Annotated in this window: 16 protein-coding genes and 3 pseudogenes; 11 read left to right on the forward strand and 8 right to left on the reverse strand. The window is 59.4% G+C overall.

Annotation, left to right across the window (positions count from 1 at the left end):
- Positions 1-323: 323 nt before the first annotated feature.
- Positions 324-3,074, forward strand: coding sequence for a type VI secretion system ATPase TssH (gene tssH / locus BQ8482_RS21950; RefSeq protein WP_123149514.1), 2,751 nt, complete (start codon positions 324-326; stop codon positions 3,072-3,074).
- Positions 3,075-3,427: 353 nt separating this feature from the next.
- Here tssH and BQ8482_RS21955 read toward each other — a convergent pair whose 3' ends face one another.
- Positions 3,428-4,873, reverse strand: a complete 1,446-nt coding sequence (locus BQ8482_RS21955) for a lipopolysaccharide biosynthesis protein (RefSeq protein WP_123149515.1) — start codon at positions 4,871-4,873, stop codon at positions 3,428-3,430.
- Positions 4,874-5,567: 694 nt separating this feature from the next.
- A pseudogene (locus BQ8482_RS21960) lies at positions 5,568-5,750 on the reverse strand (glucose-1-phosphate cytidylyltransferase); the annotation flags it as partial.
- 106 nt (positions 5,751-5,856) lie between these two features.
- Between BQ8482_RS21960 and BQ8482_RS21965 the strand changes: the two are divergent.
- Positions 5,857-6,681: a PIG-L deacetylase family protein gene (locus BQ8482_RS21965; RefSeq protein ID WP_123149516.1), complete on the forward strand. Its 825-nt coding sequence runs from the start codon at positions 5,857-5,859 to the stop codon at positions 6,679-6,681.
- Between the two features lies 1 nt (position 6,682).
- The gene (locus BQ8482_RS21970; RefSeq protein WP_244602928.1) at positions 6,683-8,965 is read left to right on the forward strand and encodes an FG-GAP repeat domain-containing protein; all 2,283 of its coding nucleotides are present in this window, start codon (positions 6,683-6,685) and stop codon (positions 8,963-8,965) included.
- A gap of 208 nt (positions 8,966-9,173) precedes the next feature.
- On the opposite strand, the gene BQ8482_RS21975 is transcribed toward BQ8482_RS21970, so the two are convergent.
- Entirely contained in the window at positions 9,174-10,514 is a 1,341-nt protein-coding gene (locus BQ8482_RS21975) for a nucleotide sugar dehydrogenase (RefSeq protein WP_123149517.1), read from the reverse strand.
- 325 nt (positions 10,515-10,839) lie between these two features.
- Here BQ8482_RS21975 and BQ8482_RS21980 point away from each other — a divergent pair, with 325 nt between their 5' ends.
- A complete protein-coding gene (locus tag BQ8482_RS21980; RefSeq protein ID WP_123149518.1) occupies positions 10,840-11,802 on the forward strand; it encodes an NAD-dependent epimerase/dehydratase family protein in 963 nt (320 codons plus the stop codon).
- Between the two features lie 23 nt (positions 11,803-11,825).
- A complete protein-coding gene (locus BQ8482_RS21985; protein ID WP_123149519.1) occupies positions 11,826-13,115 on the forward strand; it encodes a glycosyltransferase family 4 protein in 1,290 nt (429 codons plus the stop codon).
- A 792-nt stretch (positions 13,116-13,907) separates the two neighbouring features.
- On the opposite strand, the gene BQ8482_RS21990 is transcribed toward BQ8482_RS21985, so the two are convergent.
- Positions 13,908-14,963: an acyltransferase family protein gene (locus BQ8482_RS21990; protein ID WP_123149520.1), complete on the reverse strand. Its 1,056-nt coding sequence runs from the start codon at positions 14,961-14,963 to the stop codon at positions 13,908-13,910.
- Positions 14,964-15,129: 166 nt separating this feature from the next.
- Positions 15,130-15,458, reverse strand: a pseudogene (locus BQ8482_RS21995) (IS630 family transposase); the annotation flags it as partial.
- Positions 15,459-15,731: 273 nt separating this feature from the next.
- Between BQ8482_RS21995 and BQ8482_RS22000 the strand changes: the two are divergent.
- The 4 genes from BQ8482_RS22000 to BQ8482_RS22015 all read left to right on the forward strand — a co-directional run bounded on the left by BQ8482_RS22000 (position 15,732) and on the right by BQ8482_RS22015 (position 20,077).
- Positions 15,732-17,597: an adenylate/guanylate cyclase domain-containing protein gene (locus BQ8482_RS22000; RefSeq protein ID WP_123149521.1), complete on the forward strand. Its 1,866-nt coding sequence runs from the start codon at positions 15,732-15,734 to the stop codon at positions 17,595-17,597.
- Between the two features lie 123 nt (positions 17,598-17,720).
- Positions 17,721-19,049, forward strand: coding sequence for a gluzincin family metallopeptidase (locus BQ8482_RS22005; protein ID WP_123149522.1), 1,329 nt, complete (start codon positions 17,721-17,723; stop codon positions 19,047-19,049).
- A gap of 22 nt (positions 19,050-19,071) precedes the next feature.
- Positions 19,072-19,713, forward strand: coding sequence for a hypothetical protein (locus BQ8482_RS22010; protein WP_123149557.1), 642 nt, complete (start codon positions 19,072-19,074; stop codon positions 19,711-19,713).
- Positions 19,700-20,077 (forward strand): hypothetical protein, encoded by a 378-nt coding sequence (locus BQ8482_RS22015; protein WP_133254811.1) that lies wholly within the window; start codon positions 19,700-19,702, stop codon positions 20,075-20,077. The genes BQ8482_RS22010 and BQ8482_RS22015 overlap by 14 nt, the downstream gene beginning before the upstream one ends.
- A 155-nt stretch (positions 20,078-20,232) precedes the next feature.
- Here the strand turns inward: BQ8482_RS22015 and BQ8482_RS39445 are convergent.
- Positions 20,233-21,070: pseudogene (locus tag BQ8482_RS39445) on the reverse strand (squalene cyclase); the annotation flags it as partial.
- Positions 21,071-21,504: 434 nt separating this feature from the next.
- Between BQ8482_RS39445 and BQ8482_RS39450 the strand changes: the two are divergent.
- Both BQ8482_RS39450 and BQ8482_RS22030 read left to right on the forward strand, forming a co-directional pair.
- Entirely contained in the window at positions 21,505-21,969 is a 465-nt protein-coding gene (locus BQ8482_RS39450; protein ID WP_244602929.1) for a DUF4336 domain-containing protein, read from the forward strand.
- 622 nt (positions 21,970-22,591) lie between these two features.
- Positions 22,592-24,310, forward strand: coding sequence for an adenylate/guanylate cyclase domain-containing protein (locus BQ8482_RS22030; protein ID WP_123149524.1), 1,719 nt, complete (start codon positions 22,592-22,594; stop codon positions 24,308-24,310).
- A gap of 176 nt (positions 24,311-24,486) precedes the next feature.
- On the opposite strand, the gene BQ8482_RS22035 is transcribed toward BQ8482_RS22030, so the two are convergent.
- Both BQ8482_RS22035 and BQ8482_RS22040 read right to left on the reverse strand, forming a co-directional pair.
- The gene (locus BQ8482_RS22035) at positions 24,487-24,684 is read right to left on the reverse strand and encodes a hypothetical protein (protein WP_123149525.1); all 198 of its coding nucleotides are present in this window, start codon (positions 24,682-24,684) and stop codon (positions 24,487-24,489) included.
- A 50-nt stretch (positions 24,685-24,734) separates the two neighbouring features.
- Entirely contained in the window at positions 24,735-24,944 is a 210-nt protein-coding gene (locus BQ8482_RS22040; RefSeq protein ID WP_123149526.1) for a DUF2934 domain-containing protein, read from the reverse strand.
- Positions 24,945-24,967: the final 23 nt, after the last annotated feature.

The following is a 24,967-nucleotide window of genomic DNA, read 5'->3' on the forward strand; positions in this document are numbered from 1 at the left end:
GCGAGCGGCTCTTGGGCCGTGCGTGACCCAACGTTACCACACCGCGACACTTTACCACAATTTAGTTGTTGCTCAATCTGAATGGAAGCTTGCAAGCCGGTGCCTGAGCTCGAAATCGCTGGCGCGATCGTCGAACCCCGTATGTGAATGCATCGCAAACAGGCGGGGCGTTCCATGGCTGTTGTAGCCGATGTCGCCGGCTTCAGCCGGGACGGAAGAAGTCGATTGAATCGAACACCCGGACGCCCCGCTCATAAACGCTCTTTGTCAAGTCGCTGCTTATGTGGCAGGCTGTTGGCTGGCAGATTGGAGGGGCAAGTTCGATGGAACAGCGCCGGTCGTCGCAGAGCTTTAAACGCAAGGAACTGGTCGCCAAACTTAATCCTGTCTGTTTGCGCGCCTTCAAGGCTGCGGCCGACACCGCCAAACTGCGCGGCAATCCCTATGTCGAGCTCGTCCACTTCGTCGAACAACTGGTGCTTTCCGAGCGCTCGGATGTGCAACAAATACTGGCAGACGCCGGGGTGGATGCGAGCCGGCTCACGGCCGATATGACCCGCGCAGTCGACAAGCTGCCTTACGGCGCCACTTCAATCGAGGAATTTTCCGATCACATCTTTCACGCCATCCAGGAAGCCTGGAGCCTGGCCGGGCTGGAATTCAGCGTCGAGGAAGTCCGCAGTGCGCATATTCTGCTCGCCTGCCTGAAGACGCCGGTGCTGGAAGGGCTGCTGTCAAAGATAAGCGGCGAATTCGACAAGATCGATGCACAGGCCGTCATTGCGCGGTTCGCAGATGTCATGGAGGGGTCACTCGAAGCTGGCGCCTCGACTGCGGTTCCCGCCTCCGAAACACCGCGGCGGGCTGCGGGCGGGGATTCGGCGCTGGCGAAGTATGCAACCGACCTGACCCAGCGCGCGCTCGACGGCAAGATCGATCCGGTCGTCGGGCGCGATCCTGAGATCAGGCAGATCGTCGATATCCTGATGCGGCGCCGGCAAAACAACCCGATCCTGACCGGCGAGGCCGGGGTCGGCAAAACCGCGGTCGTCGAGGGCTTTGCCTTGCGCATTGCCGAGGGCGACGTGCCGCCGACGCTGCAGGGCGTCAGCGTGCGCATGCTCGATGTCGGCCTGATGCAGGCGGGCGCAAGCGTAAAGGGCGAATTCGAAAAACGGCTGAAGGCGGTCATTGACGAGGTGCAATCCTCCGAAACGCCGGTCATCCTCTTCATTGACGAAGCGCACACACTGATCGGCGCCGGCGGCGCGGCAGGAACCGGTGATGCCGCCAATCTGCTGAAGCCGGCGCTGGCGCGCGGTGAGCTTCGCACGATCGCGGCAACGACCTGGGCCGAATACAAGCAGCACATCGAGAAGGATCCGGCGCTTACCCGTCGCTTCCAGGTCGTCAAGATAGATGAGCCGTCGGAAGCGGTGGCCGTTCTGATGCTGCGCGGTGTCGCCGGTGTCCTCGAGCAGCATCACAAGGTGCAGATACTCGATGAGGCGATCGAGGCGGCGGTCGGCCTGTCCCACCGCTACATCCCGGCGCGGCAACTGCCCGACAAGGCCGTGAGCCTTCTCGACACCGCCTGCGCCCGTGTCGCCATTTCGCAGCATGCCACTCCTGCCGAGGTGGAGGACATTATGCGCCGCCGCCAGGCGCTGGAGGTCGAGCGCGCCATCATCGGCCGCGAGGCGGCGATCGGCATCGGCGTGGCCGACCGGCAGGCTCGGGTCGAAACCGGGCTTGCCGAGACCGAACTCACGCTTGCTGCCGCACAGCAACGTTGGGATCGGGAAAAGGCGCTGGTTGGCGAGATACTCGAATTGCGCGCCAGGCTGCGCGGCGAGGGTGTGCCGCTCGATGCCGTGGAGACTCCGGAGGCGGTCGCCGAAACACCAAGTGCGGATGCGCCTGAGATCGAAATGCCTGAAACCGATGCGGATGCAACGGGCACTGCCGGTCCTTCTCCACCCGACCCGGCTGCCGATCTCGCGCGGTTGCGCGAGCTGATGGCCGAACTGGCCGAAGCGCAGGGCGAGACGCCGCTGATCCTGCCGTCTGTCGACCGCAATGCCGTGGCTGCCGTGGTGCAGGACTGGACCGGCATTCCGACTGGCCGGATGCTGTCGAGCCAGACCGAAAAGGCGCTGCGGCTCGCCGCCACTCTGTCCGAACGCGTGGTCGGTCAGGACCACGCCATGGAAATGATTGCCAAGCGCGTGCAGACCAGCCGGGCCGGGCTCGGCGCGCCCGAAAAACCAGTGGGGGTTTTTCTGCTCTGCGGCCCCTCGGGCGTCGGCAAGACGGAAACCGCGCTGGCGCTGGCCGAGACGCTCTACGGCGGCGAGCAGAACCTCATTTCGATCAATATGTCCGAGTTCCAGGAGGCGCACACGGTCTCTACCTTGAAGGGCGCGCCACCCGGATATGTCGGCTACGGCAAGGGCGGCATCCTCACCGAGGCGGTCCGGCGCAAGCCCTATTCGGTGATCCTGCTTGACGAGGTCGAGAAGGCGCATCCGGACGTGCATGAAATCTTCTTCCAGGTCTTCGACAAGGGGATGATGGACGACAGTGAAGGCCGGCGGATCGATTTCAAAAACACGCTGATCCTGCTCACCTCGAACGTCGGTTCCGAAGTCATCATGGACCGGACCAGCAGCGGCACGGTACGGGCGGGGCTCGACGATCTCGACACCGCATTGCGTGCCCCGCTGTTGAAGGTTTTCCCCGCGGCCTTCCTTGGCCGGGTGGTAACCATCCCTTACTACCCGCTCTCGGACATGATGATCGAAGCGATCACCCGCCATCAGTTCGCCAAGATCGCCCGCCGGCTGCGCTTAAGCAACGATGCCGAGTTGGTGATCGGTGACGGTGTCATGGATCTGGTCAAGGCCCGCTGCACCGAGATCGAATCCGGCGGCCGAATGATCGACGCCATTTTGACAAACACGCTTCTGCCGGAATTGAGCCGCGGCGTGCTGAACCGGTCGCTCGAGGGCGAAAAGATGACGAAAGTGACTGTCGGAGCCTCCGAAGGAGGATTCACCTATTCCTTCGAATAGCCCAGGAGCAATTCTATAGCTCCAGTGCTTGGCACCGGAGCCGTAGGACCGCCTGGGGTGGAGGGGGGCCATTTACTGAGCCGTCTCAAAACGCTGTCGCGAACCTTGTCTCACGCATAGACGCGGTTGCGGTTTGGGAAAGCGGTTCGATCTCGCAAACCCTTGCTGCAGCAGCGCGGGATGCCCAAGGTCTTCTCCCATTTCCCGTTGCCCTTTCCCGGCAAACTAGGCCGCCCAGCGAAGTCGCAGGCATTCCGTGCTCTGGCCAAGCAGGCCCAAGGTGCATCAAAGAGGATGGAGGGCAGTATCGGTACCTCGAAATCCCGCATCTACAGGCCGCGCCCGACACCAAACTAGCCGCGAAGCCTGAGGAACAAGTCTCGCGCATTGAACAGGTCAGAGCGCACCAGCACGAAGAGAGCCGTACCATAGACAGAGGCTCCAAGGACAATTGCGCCAATAAGGAGTGTCTCCTGGGCGGCGTGCTCAGGCGCGCTGCGTAGCCACGCGCTAATGGCGCCGAACATCAGGAGGGCGGCGAGAGCCAGTCGTGGGAAGATCTCAAGGGGTCTCAGCACGTCGATACGCGCGATGCGCTGAGCGTAGAAGAGGAAGATGGGTAGGAGGACCAGGCTGCAGGCTACGAGCGCCACCATTGTCATCTCGAGGCTGATCTGCGCAGTGACGGACAACAGCATCGTTGCGACAACAGAGTAAGCTATGTTCAACTTCAGGATCAACCTGGAGTGACCCATTGCAAGGATCGTAAACGCGCAGAGGCTGTCAATAGTGCGTTGCAGGCCCAGCAGCATGAGAATCTGGACAGCGACGACCCCGCTGGCCCATTGCGGGCCGAAGATAAAGGGAACCGCGATCGGTGCGATCGCGGCAAATCCGACGAATGCAGGAAATCCCGCTATCCCGGCCATGCGGACGGTCGTGTTGAAGAAACGGTCGATCTTTTCGGGTTGATCTTGAATCCGTGCCACGGTGGGCATTGTGACAGCCATCAGCGGACTGAGGAATACTTGCACCAGAAGGTCGAGCGGACGACGGGCAAGAGCATAGACTCCGACCGCATAGGGGCCGAGGAACGTACCGAGTAGGACCTTTGGAATTTCCTCGTTCAAAAAACTCCAAAAAGTCTGGACGATAAGCGGGCCGCCAAATCCTAATAGGTCACGAACCTTTGCATAGGAGAAGGTCAGACCGGGCCGCCAAGAACTGCCAAGGAGAAGGACAGCGGTTTCCACAGCCGCTTTCGCAAGGTGCATCCAAATCATGCTCCATACCCCGAAACCGGCTATTGCCAAGACGATGCCGAGTGTGCCGCCGACGACGGTGCCGGCAAGTGTACGCAACGCGAACAAGCGGAACTCGAGTTGGCGCTTCAACACAGCCGCAGGTACCGACGAGAGAGCCTGAATTACGACGACCACGCTGCTCCAGCGGATGAGATCTTCGAGAATGGGCTGTCCGAACGCTGCAGCAATCAAACCGGCAGACGTCCAGATGAGCCCGCTAATCACCGCGCCGGTCGCGGTGAGAAGCCAGAAGGCCGAGTCAAAGTGTGAGGACTCGATTTTAGGATGCTGGATGAGTGCCTCCGGTATTCCGATCGTGACCGGAACAGCAAGAATGACGGGTACAACCATGGAGAGGGCGGCGAGGCCGAATGCTTCAGGTCCGAGATGCCTGGCCAATACGACAAAAACGGCAAACATGGCTGCTTGCCGACCCCATGTTTCGACTGCTGCCCAGGCTGCGCCGCTGACAATCTTCGCGCCGATCGATGTCATCGCACGTCTCTTTGCCCGTTGGCAGACAGGCCTGCGACTTTCGATCGCGCAGCCAAGGCTTTCCGTCTTCGTCTCACGGCTGCGCCGCTAGCGATCTGGCCTGGTCTACGTGAATAAAAAGGAGAGCCGTCGACCTCTCTCCAGCTATCGTTTGTCGAGCTGGAACCTCGCGAACGCAGAGCCGTCGCGGGACACGGACAGCGTTTAGCGTGCTTGCTCGTCATTCTATTCCACCACCCACAAGCACCCATGGCTGAGGATACTGTGGTTGGAGAGGAAGGGTGGCTGCATCCAGTTCTTATTGGTCATAGGCAGCTCCTCTGGAGATCCTCTTTTTAGCGCAATCAAATTAGGCGGTGTTACGGCTGATATCCTGATGTCATCGCGGCGGGCGCGTTGCTGGGATTGGAATTCGTTCGAGTGCATCGTGCCAAACCTTACGCCGGAGCGTGGGAACGTAAACGTCCCCAAACGGCGTATGTCTGTTTGGTGCACACTGATTACCGATTGACCATCCCGCGTTCCACACGCCCACCCGCGCGGGCGATCAAGAAGCGGGCTTAGCAGCTGTCTCGGTCCGCTCGGCGATGACCTTTCCAGGCTATATCCCTGCTCGACCATCTCTTTCAGCGCACGCCAGTCACGCAGCGTGGCGTTTCACATCCCTGGGTTGCGGCGTGGACCGTCAAGCTGTCTTGATGTACTCGCCCTTGTATCCGAGAGCGATGGCAAAGTCGCGATGGCCGCAGCGGTGGTAGTGCATCATGATGTGCCACAGGATCGGCATCGGACCGATCTCGACCATCGGCTTGGGCGGCTCTCCTGTTTCCTCGGCCGGCCGTGTCCCCAATCCCCCCGCGGGGATCCCCACGTTCATAAAGCCTTCCCCACCAGCAAACACGGGTCTCGAACGCCCGTGAGTTCTGTTACCATGGGCGATCGGCGTTCAACGACGCGAGCGAACGGATGATGGAAGCGCACCGATGTGGACCTTTAGGCGGACCTTCAGCACCATGCTTGATAGTCAATTGCGACTGCGACTTAGGCCGTTTGAGATAGGCGACTGGTCAGCGTCGGCTGTCATTGTTGCGCCGCATCCGGATGACGAGACGCTGGGTTGCGGTGGCGTTGCGGCCAAAAAGATTGCCTCGGGCGCCCAGGTCCGTTTTGTTTTCGTCACCGATGGCGCCGCGTCTCATCGCCACCTTATGCATCCTGAAACCTTGCGGGCGACACGCGAGGCCGAAGCCATAGAAGCAGTTCATCGTCTGGGCGCATCATCCGAAAGTGTTACATTCTTACGCCTTCCAGACGGGGCGGCCAATCATCACGTTCATGAGATAACAGATGCGGTCGTGTCGATGCTCAACTCATGGCGGCCGCAGAGCGTTTTCGTGAACCATGCAAAGGATCCGACTTCCGATCATGTCGCCGTCAATGCAGCAGTTCTCGCGGCGCTTCGTGCCTATGGTCGCCCTGTCACGGTATTCGAGTATCCAGTCTGGTATTGGTATCATTGGCCATGGACAAGTCTGTGGGGCGATTTGCCGAATATGTGGCGTGTTACTTTGCGGCAAACGATCAAGACGGCGGCAGGGCTGCGGGCGCCGTCCACGCTCAATAGCCTCGCCTATGTTGGCGATGTTATCGGCGTAAAGCGTGAAGCGCTGGCGGCGCATGCGTCGCAGATGCAGCGCCTGGAGAACCAAGATGAATGGCGGACGCTGTCGGACTTGTCGGGGGGAGATTTCGTCGAGCGGTTGCTGGCCGACTACGAAATGTTCACACGCTACGAAATCAACATTTAGCATGTTTGGCCGCCTGATCGCGGTCCTTATGATCGGGTACACCCTCGCAAGTTGCGACGCCGCTCAGGGACAGGGACCTCCCGAAGAAATTCTGGAGTCGGGTCTTGTTTTTGAACGCAAAGAGATCGCCCCCTATTCAGGAGACGTAAAGCTTGCTGGCGATATAGACGGCGATAATCGACTAGATTTCGTTCTTGGCGGCTTCCCCGAGGATGCGATGTCTTGGTGGCGGTGGCCCGATCTGGTCCACACCGTAATCGCGAGGCCCCGCGTCGAGTTCACCACCGACGGCGTGCTTGCCGACATCGATGGGGACGGTGATCCCGACATCGTCACGGCCGATGGGTCCGATGCTGTCAATCTCGTCTGGTTCGAGAACCCGCGGCCGAATGATAACCCGACCCACGGTCCCAGCTGGAAGCGTCGGGAAATCGGTGCAGTCGGCAGCTGGGGCAAAGACATCAAGGCGGCCGATTTCGACGGGGACGGCCTCGTTGATATCGTCGTTCGGGCGCCTGGCGAAGTGATGATTTTCTTCCAAGAAAGCCCCAGCTCCTGGACCCGCGTGGGCTTGTTCTTCTTCAACTTTGGCGAAGAGGGAATGGCAATCGGTGATATTGACGGCGATGCTGATGTCGATCTCGTCCTGCACGGAGTATGGGCGTCGAATCCAGGCGCAGCGGCAGCACGCGATCCAGCATTATGGCGCAGCTACGAGCTTGGTCCGTTCAATCCTGCATTCAAGGCGCTCGTCACCGACCTTGACCAGGACGGCCGCGCCGACATTCTGACTTCGAGTTCCGAGCACACTGACGACGTCGCCTGGTTCCAGCCACTCGCCGGACCGACGGGCCGCTGGATCCGCCATGTCATTCAGCCTTCTGTCGCGGGCGCCCATACGCTGCAGGCAGCCGACATGGACGGAGACGGGGACAACGATGTCGTGGTCGGGCAGATGCATACGACCGAGGAGCGCAAACTCGCGATCCATTACAATATCGACGGGCGAGGAACGCGCTGGGCCCGTCAAGTGATCGACGATGTGGGTCTCCACAACGGCGTCGTCGCCGATGTCGACAAGGACGGCGATTTTGACATCTATGGGGCGAACTGGGTGGGCAACCCGCCTGTCAGAGTGTGGATCAATCGGCTGGATCCGCCTGCATCGGTCCGCCTCGACCGCTGGACCTATCATCGCATCACGAACGGGCACGTCCGCTCCTTTGGGATCGCTTTTTCCGCCATGGATGGTGATGATCTCACAGACATCATCTCGGGTCCGTTCTGGTACCGTCAACCGTCCGAAGCCTGGAACACAGAATGGGAACGGACCCCGCTTGCCGAGGGTGTGGACGCGGTCGCAGCCCTGGATCTCGATGGTGACGGGCGCGGGGAGGTCATAGCACAGCGCGGCGGAGGCAGGGCGCTGCACCTGGTGTGGCTCCGTGCCGAGGACATTGAAGCGCGCCGCTTTGAAGAGCACGGGATCGGAGAGGTTCCCGCCGCCAGTCATGAGCTCGGCTCTCAGGGCCATGCGCTAGCCCAGGTCGTAAAAGGTGGGAAGCCGGAGCTGGCGGTCTCGAGTGGCGGTGGGGTTTTCTATTTTAAGATTCCTGACGATCCAACAGTCGAGCCATGGCCGCGCACCCGCATCTGCGTCGAAGCGTCTGATGAAGGGATCGCATTCGCCGATATCGATGGCGACGGTCTACTTGACCTTGTCGCCACGACCGGCGATGCAAAGACGGCCGCATGGTGGCGCAATCCAGGTGACGGCTCGCCAGACTGGGAGCTTCGGCATGTTGGAAAAGTTCCTGAAATGGTCTATCCCGACCGCGTCGCGGCCGCCGATCTTGATGGCGATGGACGTGCGGACATCGTCGTGACCGAGGAAAATGGCAAAGCCGACAGCGCTAAGGCGTATTGGTGGCACAACCCCGGCGACAGCTCCTCCGACTGGGAGCAACACGAAATCACCTCGCGCGGTTCCCTTAATAGCCTTTCCGTGTCCGATATGACCGGGGACGGCAGGCCGGATCTTATCATGGGCGAGCATCGCGGCGCACTTCGCCTCTCGAGCTGGCATAATCTGGGTGGGGGACGGTTCATCGAGCAGCTGGTCGGCGAAGGAATGGAAAGCCATCTGGGAGCAAGGACGGTCGACCTCGACGGTGACGGGGATCTCGACATCGTGTCGATCGCATGGGACGCATTCGAAGCGATCCATGTCTGGCGGAATGACGCGGTCGGCAAGGATGCTGATGGCGACCAAAAGGCCCGCTGACGGGGAGGGGTGAGCATCGGCCGGCGCCGCATGGAACCGTAGCGACCTCGTCCGGCACCACCTGTTTACACGGCTGCGCGGCGCTCATGCCTTGACGCTCAAGTCCGGGAAAATGCGATGCGCTGAATGAATTCAACCGCTCGACATGTTAAGACCTTTCGACGTTGTCGATAGCAGATTGACCAAACCAGTGTGCAAGTCGGGCCGCTCATGCCTTTACGACGTTGTCGGTGCGTGACTGACTGCGCGCACAAGCATTTCTGGTATCGAGCACCAGCTTTGCGTGCTTGGTGATGTTCTGCCAATCAATCGCATCATGATCTGTCGAGATGACAACGGCATCATACGATGCCAAACTGCTAGCGCAGATATCCACAGAGGGGCGACCTGCCAGGGTGGCGTACTCTCTTGTTCCGGGTATCTCCGGTACGTAGGGGTCGTGGTAATCAACGACTGCCCCGCGTCGCTCCATGATGTCGATCAGCTTCAACGATGGGCTTTCTCGTGTGTCACCCACGTTTTTCTTGTAGGACATCCCGATCACCAAGATCCGCGAACCGCTCAGGCCGCGGCTGGCTCGCCGGTCCAAGGCCTCCACAAGGCGGTCAACCACATAATGCGGCATGTTCGTGTTGATTTCACCGGCAAGCTCAATGAAGCGTGTTGTTATTTCGTACTCTCTTGCCTTCCAGGTCAGGTAGAATGGGTCGATCGGGATGCAGTGCCCGCCGAGGCCGGGGCCTGGATAAAACGCCATATATCCGAACGGCTTGGTCTTGGCGGCTTCGATCACCTCCCAGACGTCGATGCCCATCCTGTCAAAAATCACCTTTAGCTCATTGACCAACGCAATGTTCACAGAGCGAAATATGTTCTCGGTCAGCTTCACAGCCTCTGCCGTTGCGGTGGAGGCCACGGGAACGGTTTGCACGATGATCTGGTCGTACAGTTCCTTGGCAACCTGTAGGGACGATGGGTCGTCGGCGCCTATCACCTTTGCAACTGTGGCGGTGGTGTGTACGTCGTTGCCTGGGTCCACCCGTTCGGGCGAATAGGCGAGAAAAAAGTCCTTTCCTAGAGAAAGATTCGTCGCCTCGAGCAGCGGCTGCACGACCTCTCGCGTCGTTCCTGGCCAGGTCGTCGACTCCAGAACGACAAGTTGACCAGGGCGCAGCCGCTCCGCGATCGCACGTGCGCTGTTTTCGACGAACGACAGGTTCGGCTCCCGGTTTTTGGTGAGCGGCGTTGGCACCGCTATCAAGATCGCGTCGGGTTCGCTTAGGTCGGCGAAATCGCTGGTGGCGCGAAACCGCTTGCTGTCGACAGCCACTTTGATGGCAGCACCAGGCAGATGATCTATGCCTGTTTCTCCGCGGTTAAGAAGTGCAACCCGAGACGCGTCGATGTCGAAACCGATGACTTTGAACCCCGCGTCCAGCGAGATCATGGCGAGCGGTAAACCAACGTAGCCGAGGCCCATGATGCCAACGGTGTAGTCCCGCGTTCGGATGCGGTTAACCAGTTCCTGAAGGTCTGGAGCAGTCTGCATGAGATGCTGGCAACTTTCGCTTCAATGTCGACAATAAAGGATCGCCTCAATTACCGCGGGGAAGCAGTCCACAGCAATCAGCAAAATGTATGCGCTTAGCCAACCCCAGAGCTGAAAATAGCATGGATTGCACCATTGGGAGAACAGCCGAAATGCTTACCCCAAGCCACGTTGTCAAATAAACCTTGCGCTGCCACATTTAACTTTCAAGCGACATCCTAAAGGATCTGGGAGCCACCTTCGCTCGCGAGATCGAAGATGCCGCGTTTGGCGAAGGGACGCACACTGCGTCAGTCGATTAAACTGTTCGGTCGAGGTGGGGAATATGACGCAATCGATCCTGGTAACTGGTGGAGCGGGCAATATCGGCAGTGCCCTCACTCGCGCGTTGGTCAAGCTACCTCAGACCCAGGTGGTCGTCGCTGACAACCTGTCGACCGGAAGTCGAGACAAGGTACAAATAGACGCGGGCAATCTGACCGTAGTAAAGGCGGATGCGAACGATTTCGACGACATCTCATCGTTGTTCTACCGCTTCCATTTCACCCACGTCTTCCACTTCGCAGCCGTGGTCGGTGTGCAGCGGACTTTGGCAAATCCGTTGCTCGTGCTGCGCGACATCACCGGTATCGAGAACGTGCTGAGGCTATGCAAGAACACCGGCGCCGAGCGTGTCTACTTCGCTTCGTCATCGGAGGTATATGGCGAGCCTTTCGAGATTCCTCAAAACGAGAGCACCACGCCGCTTAACTCTCGTCTGCCGTATGCAGTGGTGAAGAATCTTGGAGAGGTCTATCTGCGCACTTTTCAGCGTGAGTTTGGACTGCCATTTACCATTTTTCGCTTCTTCAACACCTACGGACCACGTCAGAGCGAGGATTTCGTTCTGCCGCGATTTGTGCGTGCCGCCCAGCGCGGCGAGCCCCTGACGATTTACGGGGACGGTTCGCAGACCCGCACCTTCTGCTATGTCGACGACACGGTTGACGCTTGCATCGCGGTTCATCGAACGCGCGCGCACGAGAACGAAGTGATCAACGTGGGCAGCGACGTGGAAATGAGCATTCGACAGCTGGCCGAGTTTGTCATCGACGTGCTGGGCTCGTCATCGAAGTTGGAATTCCGACCGCCCCTTGCGGAGGGCGACATGACGCGCCGCTGTCCTGACACGAACAAGATGAAGGCTATATTGAACCGTCCCCTGGTGCCGCTCGAAGAGGGCATTCGCCGCCTCGCCGACCACCTCTCCCGACCGGAAGACCGCCCTGCACTTAGAAGAGTCGCCTGAACGAGCTGACGGTGGGGAGTGATATGAAGCTCGTATACGTCGGCCAGCCGTACGATAGACTTTTTCCGCCTGTTCAAAACTCAATCGGTCTGATCGTCTACAATACGGCGCTGCGGCTCGGCGAAGGCCTGCAGATTACGCTCTATGGCAAGCATTATCGAGACGACACGGTGCCCGCGGACCTGCCGTTCGCGGTGCGGCGGGCTGCGGCGCGGCGTGACCGCGCGCTGCAGCGGATCATCCACCAGTTTCCGCGCCTGGCGCGCTGGCTGCGGCTGGAAGGGAAGGCCGATGACCACTCGCAATATCGTAACAAGGTTCGTCGCTACCTCGCTGTCGATCAACCAGATATCGTCCATTTGATGAATTATTGGGCATGGTGCCGGGAACTGAAGGCAGCCAGCTCATCTCATCGGCTCGTGCTTGAGATGCAGTGTGAGTGGCTGTCACAGCGTGACCGCGATCAGGTGGCCCGTCAGCTCAAGGTGGTGGATGCGGTGGTCGCCGTCAGCGACCACATCGCAAGGACCTTTCGTTCTGCATTCCCGGACTATCCTGGCGTCGTTGCCACTGTCGGTAATGGCGTGGACGTTTCTTACTTTCGGCCGAGCGAGCAGCGGGCTTCCGCATCCACCAGAACCCGACGTGTCATCCTGTTCGTTGGGCGGGTGTCGCCAGAGAAGGGGCTTCACACACTGATCGAGGCCTTCAGTGAGGTTGCGGCCAGGTTCGCGGACGTGGAACTTCGGATCGCAGGGCCGCATTCTCCGCTTCCGGTGGACTTCCTGACCAGCCTCTCGTCGGATCCGCGGGTAACCGCGTTGAGCCGTTTCTACGATCGCTGGGGCAATTGCAAATATCGGGAACATTTAGAGGAACTCATCGAGCGCCACGAGTTACGTGATCGAGTTCACTTCGTGGGCAACGTGCCCCACAAGGACCTCGTAGCGACGTACCATCAGGCCGACATTGTGGTGAATCCGTCACTCAGCGAGAGCTTCGGAATATCGGTCGTGGAGGGCATGGCCTGCGGGATACCGGTGGTGGGAACGCGCGTGGGCGGGATGTGTGAATCCATTCTAGCTGGCAGCACCGGGATGCTGGTCGAAGTCGATGCTCCTGGCGAGCTCGCCCAGGCATTGCTCACGATGCTGGAGGATACGGTCCGGGCAAGCGAAATGGGAAGCGAAGGGCGCAAGCGTGCCGTCGAGCTGTATTCGTGGGAGGCGCGCGCAGAACGGCTCAAGTCCGTCTATCAGAAACTGCGCCCAGGCACGCGGGTCCATGTTTCCACAAAGATCGTGAGCCATTAAGCCTTAGCGGTGGGCGGCGTTGCCAAGTGCCTCGCAGCTTGTAGGCCGATTTGATGCGCATGCGGCGACCTCAGCGTAGCGCCCGGTGAGCGTATCGGTCTACGGCCAACCCATGTCGGATTGGAATGGGCCCGTCAGGCCCGCCGTTCTCTTCCCGAACGGCCGTCAGGTGCACCCAGCCCAAAGGGCGGAGTGAAGGAGGCCGAGTGACCTGGCTGTAACGCTCCGCAATCTGTTCTCCAAATCGCAACGCATTGCTGGTGGCGAGGCGGGTGGCCTCAGGATCGTAACGCGAGACAGCGACCCAGATATTGCGCGGGGCGTATTCTACGACATCGATTGCGGCGCGCCCGCGTGGGGGCGGCAGGGCGTCACCTGCGTTCAGGTTCGATGCAAGTGGCTGCTGGACCGGCGGCTCGTAGGCGCTTTGCGGCACCGGTTCAAATGCGTAGACGCGCTGCCGCGATTGAGCAGAGCGCTCGGCCCAACAGTTCGACACCATCTGTGTGTTCGCCGAAGCGGTCGGTCCTAAGTGCGCACCGCCCACAGGTGATCTATGAACTCGACGACGCCAGGCGCGAGGGCTTCAGCGCAAGGCCCGGGCGATCGCGTCGTTTATGGCATCGATGGACTATGGTAACCATTCTGCCCGCCTCCTACGCCAATGGGAACTGGCACGTCGAGCATGTGCTGGCGGTCCGGCGAGCGAAACCGCGTCTATCCGACGGGCGGAGCCGTCGGCTTCGACCGAGGTCGTCTTCAAACATGGGCACCGGCCCAACGACAGCCGAACTATGCAGTGCGGAGGATCGCCAGCCGCATATGGATCGCGCGTTTCTCAACAAGATGCCAGCTGAGAAAGCCCGCGCAGACTGCTATAGGCAAGGTCAAGATCGTCAGCTGCGTAGGCGTGATTGCCGGAACATACATGATCAGTAGCTTCTGAATCGGCCATGCGTAGAGATACACGCCGTACGATATATCATTCCTTCGGTTAATCGAATTTAAGACGCTGTTCTCGTTCAGAAACGCCAAATACAGGACCAGATAACCTCCAAACACGCCCACTGCCAGGGGCGCTAGCCGTTCCGAGCACATCCCGCCTATGAGAAGGATACAGCACAAAAGCGCTACCCGATTGCTCCTCCTCACATTCTCCTTGAGCAGCTGAAACAACGCCCCAATGGAAAATATCATGGTAAAACGTACGGCATCGTCCACGTTACCGATGGGCTCAAAGTTTCCAAGGTCGTAGCGAAAGTAGACACCTTGCGAAATGGAACTAACGAGGATTATGGCCAGTGACACTGAAATGATCGAAAAGACAAGCGTGGCGCGACCGAGACAGAATACCACAATTGCCACAAGCACATAACAGCGAAACTCGTATGCAATAGTCCATAGTGATCCATTAACATCTGGTGCATGGGACCCGGCAAACGCCGATCCTACCTGCGCCGGGTTCAGCAAGAGCGCCATTTTGGAAAGCTTAGCCGCCCACTGGCTCGGAGATAGTTCATCAAAGTCACCACCTCCCAGCCAAAATACCAGACTAATGCTGATCAAGTATGCCACAACAAAACCCGGAACTATACGAAGTACACGTCTGGACATAAAGGCGTAGATGCTGCTTCGCATCGCGCTGTCGAGCACGAGGAAGCCACTAATGAAGAAGAAGCCGTAAACAGCTACCTGGCCGGAGGTCAACGTACCGAAGATGTTCTTCAGCACCTCACGATTCGAGTTCCCATCTATAAGTTCCGGCGAGTGGGATATAATAACAAGCGACGCAAAGAATAGCCGGAAGAAGCTTAGAGCGTTGGGCCTTCGTAAGTCGAAATCACTCATTTGATAGCCTTCGAGAAGTGACCTCTTGCGTCGGGCATTGCGATCTCAGCAGGGAGACCCGTTTTGGGCAGAGCGCGTCAAAGTGAGCTTAGAGGCCGCCGATGGGCATTGTAAGTTCGTCCTTTGAGAGCCGAATTCATCCTTTCGAAGGTACGTGCCTCACGACCTAGTGGATTGATTCCAACGTTTGGAACCCGCGGTTTCGGGCGGCGATGATGTCATCGGGGTTGGCTTCCAGATGAATGGTCGCGGGTTCTCGGCATTGTATTCGCGGATGAAGCGGTTGATGGCGGCTGAAGATCGACAATGGAATGGAAGACGCCGTGCTTGAGCCTGCGCCGGGTGAGTTTGGCGAAGAACGCGGATGAACTCCTGATGGCGGTGGCGCTGCATGTTCTGCGCGATGACCGTGCCGTCCAGCACGTTGAGGGCAGCGAAGAGCGTCGTCGTGCCGGGCCGCTTGTAGTCGTGTGATGGCCGAGATGGGCGCAAAGCATCGGCAGCTTTTGGGCCACCCCGATTGCTGCTGTCGGCCCGCTGGTCACCGCCAGCCCCGCGCTTTCCCCATAGGATCCACCCTGCACCCCGTGGCTTCCTGCTTGGGAGGTTTTCCAACGCGGGTTGATGTCGATCCCAGCCCGCACCCTCGCGCTGCGGCCCACATCGAAAAACCTTCACCTGAGGGGCCGTTCCAGTGGCATTGCCGGTGGGCCACTAGTTGCCGGTACGCCGTTAAATCGTGTAGTATCGACGTTTTCCGGAGACGGCATGTCCGAGGAGCAGGTTGAGCGTCGTCTGGCGGCGATCCTGGCTGCCGACGTGGTAGGCTACAGTCGCCTGATGGAAGCAAATGAAGAGCGAACGCTCGGCGCGCTTCGCCAGCATCGCCGCGAGTTCTTCGATCCCACTGTAGCCAAGCATGGCGGGCGCATCTTCAAGGTGATGGGCGACGGCTTACTTGTCGAGTTCGGCAGCGTTCTCAACGCCGCCCGTTGTGCCGTAGAAATCCAGCGCGGGATGGTAGAGCGCAACGCCGGGATCCCGGAAGACCGCCATTTCAAGTTTCGGATGGGCATCAATCTCGGCGATTTTATCGTCGACGGCGACGATTTTTACGGCGACGGCGTGAACATGGCAGTCCGGTTGCAAGGTCTCGCCGTACCCGGCGGCATTGCCTGTTCGGAGGCGGTGCGCCACGAGGTCGGCAACAAACTCGACCTGGACTTCGCCGATCAGGGTGCCAGGACGGTGAAGAACATGTCCCATCCGGTGCATGTCTATTTCGCGAATTGGGGGAATGTCGCCTCGCGCAACGAAATGCGGACCGGCGAGATTGGGACGCGCCCCGACAAGCCTTCGGTGGCCGTCCTGCCCTTTGCCAATATGAGCAACGATCCCGACCAGGAGTTCTTCAGCGACGGCATCACCGAGGACATCATCACGGATCTGTCCAATGTTTCGGGCCTCTTCGTCCTCAGCCGCAACACCGTCTTCGCCTGCAAGCGCCGCGCTCTGAACCTGGAACACATCGCCAGTGAACTCGGTGTCGCCTATGTGGTCGAGGGAAGCGTCCGCAAAGCCGGGAACCGCGTCAGGATCAATGCCGAACTGACCGAGGGGGCGAGCGACGGCCACGTCTGGGCCGCCCGCTACGACCGCGACCTCACCGATATCTTCGCCGTGCAGGACGAGATCGCCAAGGCGATCGTCGAGCAGCTCAAGGTCAAACTCCTTCCCGAGGAGAAGAAGGCTATCGAGCAAGCGCCGACCGAGAATGTCGAAGCCTATACGCATTATCTGAGAGGCCGCGAGTATTACCACATCGCGTCGAAGGCAAACCACCTGATGGCCAGGCAAAGTTTCGCCAGGGCTATCGAACTCGACCCGAGCTATGCTCGAGCCTATGCCGGCATCGCGGTCTGCAACACGCGGCTCCGGTCGCAATTTGGCTTCGACATTCGGGTCGAGGATATTCTGGCAAGCACTGCAAAGGCGTTGGCTATCGACCCCAATCTGCCAGAAGCGTATGCGGCCATGGGGCACGCCCTTTCGGGCGCTGGTCGCCGCGCCGAGGCGGTTGCCGCCTTCGAGCGGGCTTTGGCCATCGATCCTAACTGCCATGAGGCCAATCGGTACTATGCCGAGTTCTGCGTGACCCGGGGTCAGTTCGAACTGGCAGCGACGTATTTCCTGAGGGCAATGGAGATCAAGCCGACGGACTATGGTGCGCCGGTTATGCTCGTGAACGTCTTCCGCTCGCTCGGGCAGAACGATCAAGCCGAAAACTATGCGCGGATCGCGATAGAGAAGGCCGAGGAGGAGCTAAGGCTCCACCCGGAGAATGCCAATGTCGGGTGCCTTGGCGCGATCATGCTCGCCTTCCTCGGTGAGCACGATCGAGCATTGGCGTGGCTGGAGCGCTCCCTTGCGACCGAATCCGGCGACATAAACATCCAGTACAATGCCGCCTGCACCTATGCGCTGCTGGGTGAGAGCGACCGGTCGATCGACCTGCTGGAGGCTTGGTTGCCTCAGGTCGGCACGGAAATGAAGCTGTGGTTCAAGAACGATTCCGATCTCGAGCCCATTCGCGGCCACCCGCGCTACCCCAGGCTGATAGAACTCACGGAATAGGGCGGGGCCGGCGCGCGTTCGCAGGCCCGACAAACAAAAAGGCTTACGTTGCTTACGAAGTTCTCGCCAAGCAACGAAGATTAATTTATGCTAAGCTAATATAGCTCGGGGGGGGGTACTGGGATGGCGACCCGATTCAGGCTCTTTGTCCAGCCTCCGTTCGAGGACGCTCGAGCGTGCCCTGAAATCGTCACGGTTTCATCGCCCCTCGGAAGCGTCGGTGTCGGCCCGTCGGACGATCGAATGTATGTCGTGGAGCCGGTCGGCAAGACCAGGCCCTATGGCGTGAACCGCGCGCCCTTGGGAACTCCGTTCATCTATCTGCCGCCCTGGACAGGAACTATCCTCGCGCCGGCAGTGCCCGACGAGCGCGGCAATTTCGATCACTACCAGCCATCGATGCCCGGCTTCGAGGCCGCGCATCTCTTCGGCTCCGTGCGGTTCACGCTCGATGTGTGGGAACGCTATCTCGGCCAGTCGGTTGCATGGCATTTCCGCGATCACCATGAGCGTCTGGAAATCTCGATTCTGCCGACGTGGAACAATGCGCAGTTCGGCTACGGCTATCTCGAAGTGGGCAGCCAGTTCGAGACGGACGGAAGTATCCTCCCTTTCAGCCTCGACTTCGACATCATCGCTCACGAGGTCGGCCACGCGATAGCCTTCGCCGTGCTGGGCGTGCCAGGCCTGGGCAAAGAGTTCCCCGAATATGTCGGCTTCCAGGAAGCCTTCTCCGACTGCGTGTCGCTGATCGCCGCCATGCATTTCCCGTCGGTGATCAACAATGTGCTGGACGAGACGCGCGGCAACCTTTATCTCGCCAACCGTCTCGCGCGCTTTTCCGAGTTCTCGCCGCATCGCCAGATACGGTCGGCGAACAACCAGCGGACGATGGCCGAGTTCGTTCACGGCTGGAAGAACGAGCACGACCTGTCGGAGCCGCTCACCGGCGCGATATTCGACATTCTGGTCGATATCTTTCACGAGAGTTTGGTTGCCCGAGGCCTGATCTCGTCCGAGGTCGAGAATCTCGCCGATGTCGCCGAAGCCGATCCGGCTGCACGGGCGCCGCTGCAGGACGCATTCGACCGCGCTTTCGCCCGCCGGACTGACGGCTTCCGCGAGGCGCTGCTCGATGCGCGCGACGTCGTCGGGATGTATCTCGCCGAAACGCTATGGGCTCTGGGGCCCGATTTTCTGGACTATGGAGATGTCGCGACGGCGATGCTCGCCGTCGACGAGGTCGAGACGGGGGGTGAGTTCTCAAGGCTCATCGATCGCAATTTCAGGCGTCGGGGCATCGGCGAGTTGCACGCTGGCAGGCGGATCAATAATAGGCCGCGCCGCGGCCATTCCCATTCGGCGCGCACCTTGCTGCCGAGAGATATATCTAATTTTCCGAAGATGAGCTATCGAGAAAGAGTTCTGTTAGCGAGGTCGATGTCTAGCTAGATAATAATGAGTGGAGAGGAACATGTCAGATAATGAAACACTACTTGGCGTATCGTCTGTATATCTGTTTGGTCGGCTGCTTGAAGACGTGATTTTGAGAGGAGGCGGCATATACGGTAACTTGCAGGTACCAAGACCAGGAAACAACAATTTTCTGCGACGCCAGCTCGAACATGTTGCTGGTCCCGCTGGGAGGGAACACCCTGACGCGCGTTTGGCACGGATTTTTTCTTTTTCCTTTGAAGGAGCATTTTATGAACTGGCTCCACCAGCGATTTTTCTCGTCCATGGGGCCGGCCTTGACCCCGACGACCCTCCCCCGACCAATGCCGCCGGCGAAGTTGAGTACAAAAGACTGTCCCGAGCTCCCGGCTCCAGTGCGCGAACGGGCCTAGGCTTGCAAATTGGAGCCTTCTCCAAGGACATGAGAGTATGGATTTACGACAAGAACGACCATTCGCTCAGGTTGGACGCAGAGACGGGGTCACTCGAGCAAATCCTGTTATCTGGAGAGGCCTATGGCGGAGGCATGGGCAGGTCGGGCGGCGGCATGGGTAGATCGGGTGGCGGTATGGGTAGATCCGGTGGCGGCATGGGTAGATCGGGCGGCGTGATGGCAAGATCAGGCGGATGGACGCCACGAAAACCAGGTGATCTCGATTGATCTCGTCGAACATGAGGCAGGAACAAGGGAGGAACTTCATATGGCTGTAGACATACATTATCTGGAAGAAAGCCCTGTAAAAATCGTCAAGGGCGGCATTGGATACTTTGACATTGTTGGCGATGAACTTCTGACGGCCAACTTGGAATTCTACGCCTCATTCGATCAGGCTGGCGCGCAACCGGACGATCAAATTAAAGTCCATGTCGATGATTCGAAGACAGGGAAAAAAACAAGACTGCCGATGATTGCTGAGGCAACTGAAAAAGCGGATAGCGATCCGGCAAAAGTACGCTGGGTTGTGATCAAATTGACGAACAAAAAAAATATTGAGGACGCCGCACAAGGTTTAATAGTCATTTAGAGAGGCCTTCGCCGCCTGCAATCCGGCCCGCCAGAAGTCGGCTCCTGGCGCACGTGATCGGTTGGTTCAGACTTCAGATTGCCTGATGATCTCGGGAAGGTCCGGTCGGGGTGTGGAAGGCGATCCTCCACTGTTCGCTTTCAAGCGCGCTGTTCCGTGCCGTCTGCCAGGCGCTTGGAGCGGAGGTGGGCGATGGCCTCGGCAAGCCGCGGATCGGGTTCGGCACCAGTAAACTTGGACGCGGAACGGAAATGGTCCAGCGTACGCAGTATGTCGTAGTGCCAGCGGTTGGGGTGATGGAGACACAGAAACTGGTCGTCCGCAGGCTTTCCGGAGGCTAGACGTCGAAAGAGGCTGCGCTCCAAAAGTACAACTATCCAGATTTGCGAGCTTCTCTGGATTCGGATGTGCCGCCGGTCGCTTTCTCGGACTCCAACAGCCCTTCCAGCACATTAATCGTGGTGTGGAATGACGAGCGGATCGACCCATTGGCCCTCCCGCAATTCCAACGGCCGTCATCGAGACGCTCGCCAGGCAGCCGAACAACAATGGATGAAATATCGACTCCAAAATATGCACCGTCAGCAACAGTTCGCCCGTTGATGCACTTTTCAACTTCCCCCTCCCAATAGGGCTGGCCACCCTCATCCCAGCGCGAGTTGAGGCCAACCAGCTCGACGATCCGCTTCGCACGATCCGACGATGGATCGAAACCAAACTCGCGAAGCTGCGAGAGCGAAAAGGTTGTTGCCGTCCAAGGCTGGCCGAACTTTTCCCAGTCTTGAGGCTTGAAACCGCGCGGGACAAAAGAGCCTGCCTCCTATTGCCGTCCTCGTCTTGGCAAGCCAGAAGGCTCCCAGCCGATGGTTTCGATCTTGGCCCGTTCAGCCGCCCACTCCGGTTCCGGAGTATCGAGGAGGTCGCGCATCACTGCCAGCGGATCGCTGGGTCGGAATCGAGAAGCCAAGCAATAACATCGCCTGCGGCAGTCATCTGAGCCGTCCAGTTAGCAACTTAAAATCGACATTCCAGCGTGCATCGCTAGTAGGCATAGCCGACGTCTGCAATGGCGTCGATTCCGGCGGTACAGCGAACGACCGGTTTGGAGAAGCGCCGCGAACGGCAGCTCATGGCGCAGCCGCGGCCTCCAGAGTGGTCGCCAACAATGTCTGCTTTCAGGCAGTGGCAACGGTCACCTCAATGGCCGATATCAGGCCGCACGCGGAAATCGTATTAACATGTAGTTTGGAATCCATTGGCCGCCGCAGTGTCAGCGCCGAAGGTCGGCTTTGAGCTCATTCACTTTTTTGCAGCGGACAGGTCTGACGGACTTTTCTGAATGGCAAGCGGCCTTTCAGGCCGGACGCATTGTATGACCAACCGGATTATGTTGTCCTTGCGCCGCAGCTGACAAGTTGGAGAGGACCGTGGGTGCGTCCCTCTACGACCCCATCAACGTTTACAAATGTCAGGGACCTGATATTGGCGTCGTTGACGGCCCGTTTGAATATCTGACGATAGCCGGAGTAAAGCTTCCGCTGCCATTTACTACTCGGATGACGGTGGTGCGCCTGTCGAACGATGATCTGTTCGTTCATTCGCCTATCAAGTTCGCTGCGACGCTGGCCGAAGAGTTGCGGAACTTGGGCAGGATCCGCCACCTCGTTTCACCCAACCAGTTTCACTACGCTCATATCGGTGAGTGGTCGAAGGTCTTTCCAGAGGCAATCACCTGGGCATCACCCAGAGTTCGCCAAAGAGCGCTGGCACGGCACGCCGATGTGACGTTCACGCGAGATTTGGAGATCAAGCCGCCTGAGGCGTGGCGGCAGGACATTGACCAGATGCTGTTTCCCGGTGGCTACTTCAAAGAGTTCATATTTTTCCACTAAGCTTCAAAGACGCTGATCCTCACAGACACGATCATCAATCTCGAACTGGACATGATCGATGAACCCTGGCGCACGGCGACCAAGCTGACTCGGATGGACCATCCCCACGGGCGGACCTTCTTCGGCATGCGGCTGCCAATTCTCCTGCAGCGGCGCAAGGCACACGCAGTAATAGGCAAGCTCCGATCGTGGCAACCGCGGCGGGTCATTCTCAGCCACGGCCGCTGCTTTGATGCCAACGAGGACGAGATTGTCCGCAGGATATTCGCAAAGTCGGCTCGGTGAGGCAGTGATTAGAAGGCCAATGCCCGCAATGGGTCAAAGTCGACGTTCGCGAATGCCCGCTTCTGACCTTTTCAGACCTTCAAACGAGCACGGCCCAAGGGAAACGTTTGAGCCAAAGGGGTTCACAGTCCGGTTGCGAGGCAACTGCCGCGAACAAGCGGAGGGATAGGTGGGACTCGCGCGTCAGTGGCGCTGCGGCTGGAGAGCTGGGGCGTCGCGCGAGCCATAGTCTCAAGAGGCGTGATCTGTGGTATCATAGGCCGGTAAGGCCGGAGGCGCCGGTCCTGCCTGCCTCTGACCTGCGGCTTGCGAGTCGTGAATCTTTCTGAGGCTCAACATGGAGCGGAAGCTCGCTGCAATCCTTGCCATCGATGTTGTCGGGTACTCGGCGCTCATGGAGGCGGATGAAGCGGGCACCTTCGACCGGCTGAAACGTGGCCGCAAAGAGCTGTTCGAGCCGGAAATCGCGACGCGACACGGGCGAATCTTCAAGCTGATGGGAGACGGTCTGCTGGCGGAGTTTGGCAGCGTGGTGGATGCGGTCGAATGCGCGGTCACGCTTCAGCGCGGCATGGCGGAGCGTAACGCGAGCGTCGCCGAAGACCAGCGCTTCGAAGTCCGGATCGGAATCAACCTTGGAGAAGTGATCGTCGAAGGGGACGATCGCTATGGCGAGGGCGTGAACGTGGCGTCGCGTCTCCAACAACTCGCCGAACCCGGTGGCATCTGCGTTTCGGAGAAGGTGTCCAAGGAGGTCAGGCAGAAGCTGGCGTTTGCGTTCGAGCCCATGGGCGAGCAGCGTGTGAAGAATATAGCCGAGCCGATATACTGCTATCGCGTGAACCTGCACGTTCCGAGAGCCGCTCCGGTCGGCCGACTGGCATCGCTCGAATTGCCCGACAAGCCCTCGATCGCGGTCTTGCCTTTCACCAACATGAGCAACGATCCGGAGCAGGAAACCTTTGTCGACGGCTTGACCGAAGACTTGATCACCGACCTGTCTCGCTCAGCCGGCCTCTTCGTCATCGCGCGCAACTCAACCTTTGCTTACAAGGGGCGGTCGGTCGATGTGCGTTTGACCGCGCGTGATCTTGGGGTGCGCTATGTGGTTGAAGGCAGCGCCCGGCGCGCCGCGGCGCGCGTGCGCATCAATGCGCAACTGATCGACGCGATCGGCGGCGATCATATCTGGGCCGAGCGCTACGACAGCAGCCTCGAGGACATCTTTGCAGTGCAGGACGAGGTCACGGCCAAGATCGTCGAAGCCCTTGTCGGCCGATTGGCCGGACAGCCGGCGCGCAAACGGCCGACGAGTCTCGAAGCCTATGACCTTTGCGTGCGAGCCCGCGGCGTCAGTTTTCAGACTGGGTTAGGCGCGCGGGAAGCGCGCATGCTCCTGGAAAAGGCGATCGGACTCGATCCCGACTATGCCGAGGCACATAGCTTGCTGGCCCTCAATCTTTGGCTCGGCTGGCTGTTCTGGAACGAGCCGAAGCAAACCAACCAGCCTCGCGCGCTGGCGGAAGCGCAGCGGGCTGTGGCGCTCGACCCTAACGATGCGGGGAACCGCTGGGGGCTGGGCATCATACTTGGTCACGAGCGGCGTTACGCGGAATCGGATGCCGAGTTCGAGGCAACCTTCAAGCTCGATCCTAATCATGCCGATGCCTGGGCGATACGCTCGGATCTCATCACCCTGAGGGGCGACGCGGTCAAGGGCGTCGAATTCGTGAAGCGGGCGTTGCGGCTCAATCCGCGCCCACCGGGATGGTACTATTGGATGGCAGGCCAAGCCTATTATGCGCTCGGCGACTATCAATCCGCGGTAGAGGCTTTGCGCAAGCCGGAAACCTACCGCACCACGTCGCGGCGCTTGCTTGCGGCAGCCCTCGCGCAGCTCGGGCGCCTGGATGAAGCCCGTCAGGAGGCGGAATTCTTCATGATGAACGATCCCCATTTCAGCATCCGGCACTGGGCAACATCGCAGCCATTCGACAACGAGGAAGTGCTCCAGCGCTTCGTCGAAGGCTACCGCAAGGCTGGCCTTCCCGACTAAAGAGCGCATCCGCACGGCAACGACCTCATCGATCCTGCTGCGGATCTTCCCGAGAAAGTCGAGGAGCGGGTCGAACTCTTGATGCCGTTCGTTCAGCCAGAGGCTCGCGGGTTGGTCCGATCGCAAATCCTTGGCCTCATTCACGAATACAGGAACGAGGATCCCGCGCCCTCGAGTTAGGCGAGGATCGCGTCCACTGCGAGAACTTGCAGGTCCTGCCCGGAATGGAGTTCAACTGCCGTCATCATCCATCCTGGTCTATTGCGCGGCGCAGGCTGAGTCCCGTCGCTCGTCTGGCCGGTCTGGTCGATCCAAAGCCAACCGATGAAGACCACCGACAATACAATCACGATCAAGGCGATCAGACGAGGCATGGCATTTTCCTTTCCGTGCCGAAGCCGCCGATCAAGACGTCGGCTGCCCGTTATCTCGATGGTTTGGTGCCGCCCGTATTGGGTTCGGAGCCCGCACCAACGGTCGGGTCAGGCATGACCGGGCCACGTTCTGCTTCGGAATCCTCTGCCTCGATCTCTTGCACGGCCTGATCCCAGTGCTCGCGCTCCCGCCCTTCCGGACGGCCTTCACGCTCCCAGATTTCATGGGCTCGCCGCCTGATACGCTCTTCCCTGTCCATGATAGACCTCCTGGTGCTTTCCT

The organism is Mesorhizobium delmotii (genome assembly GCF_900149755.1).
Lineage (GTDB): Bacteria > Pseudomonadota > Alphaproteobacteria > Rhizobiales > Rhizobiaceae > Mesorhizobium > Mesorhizobium delmotii.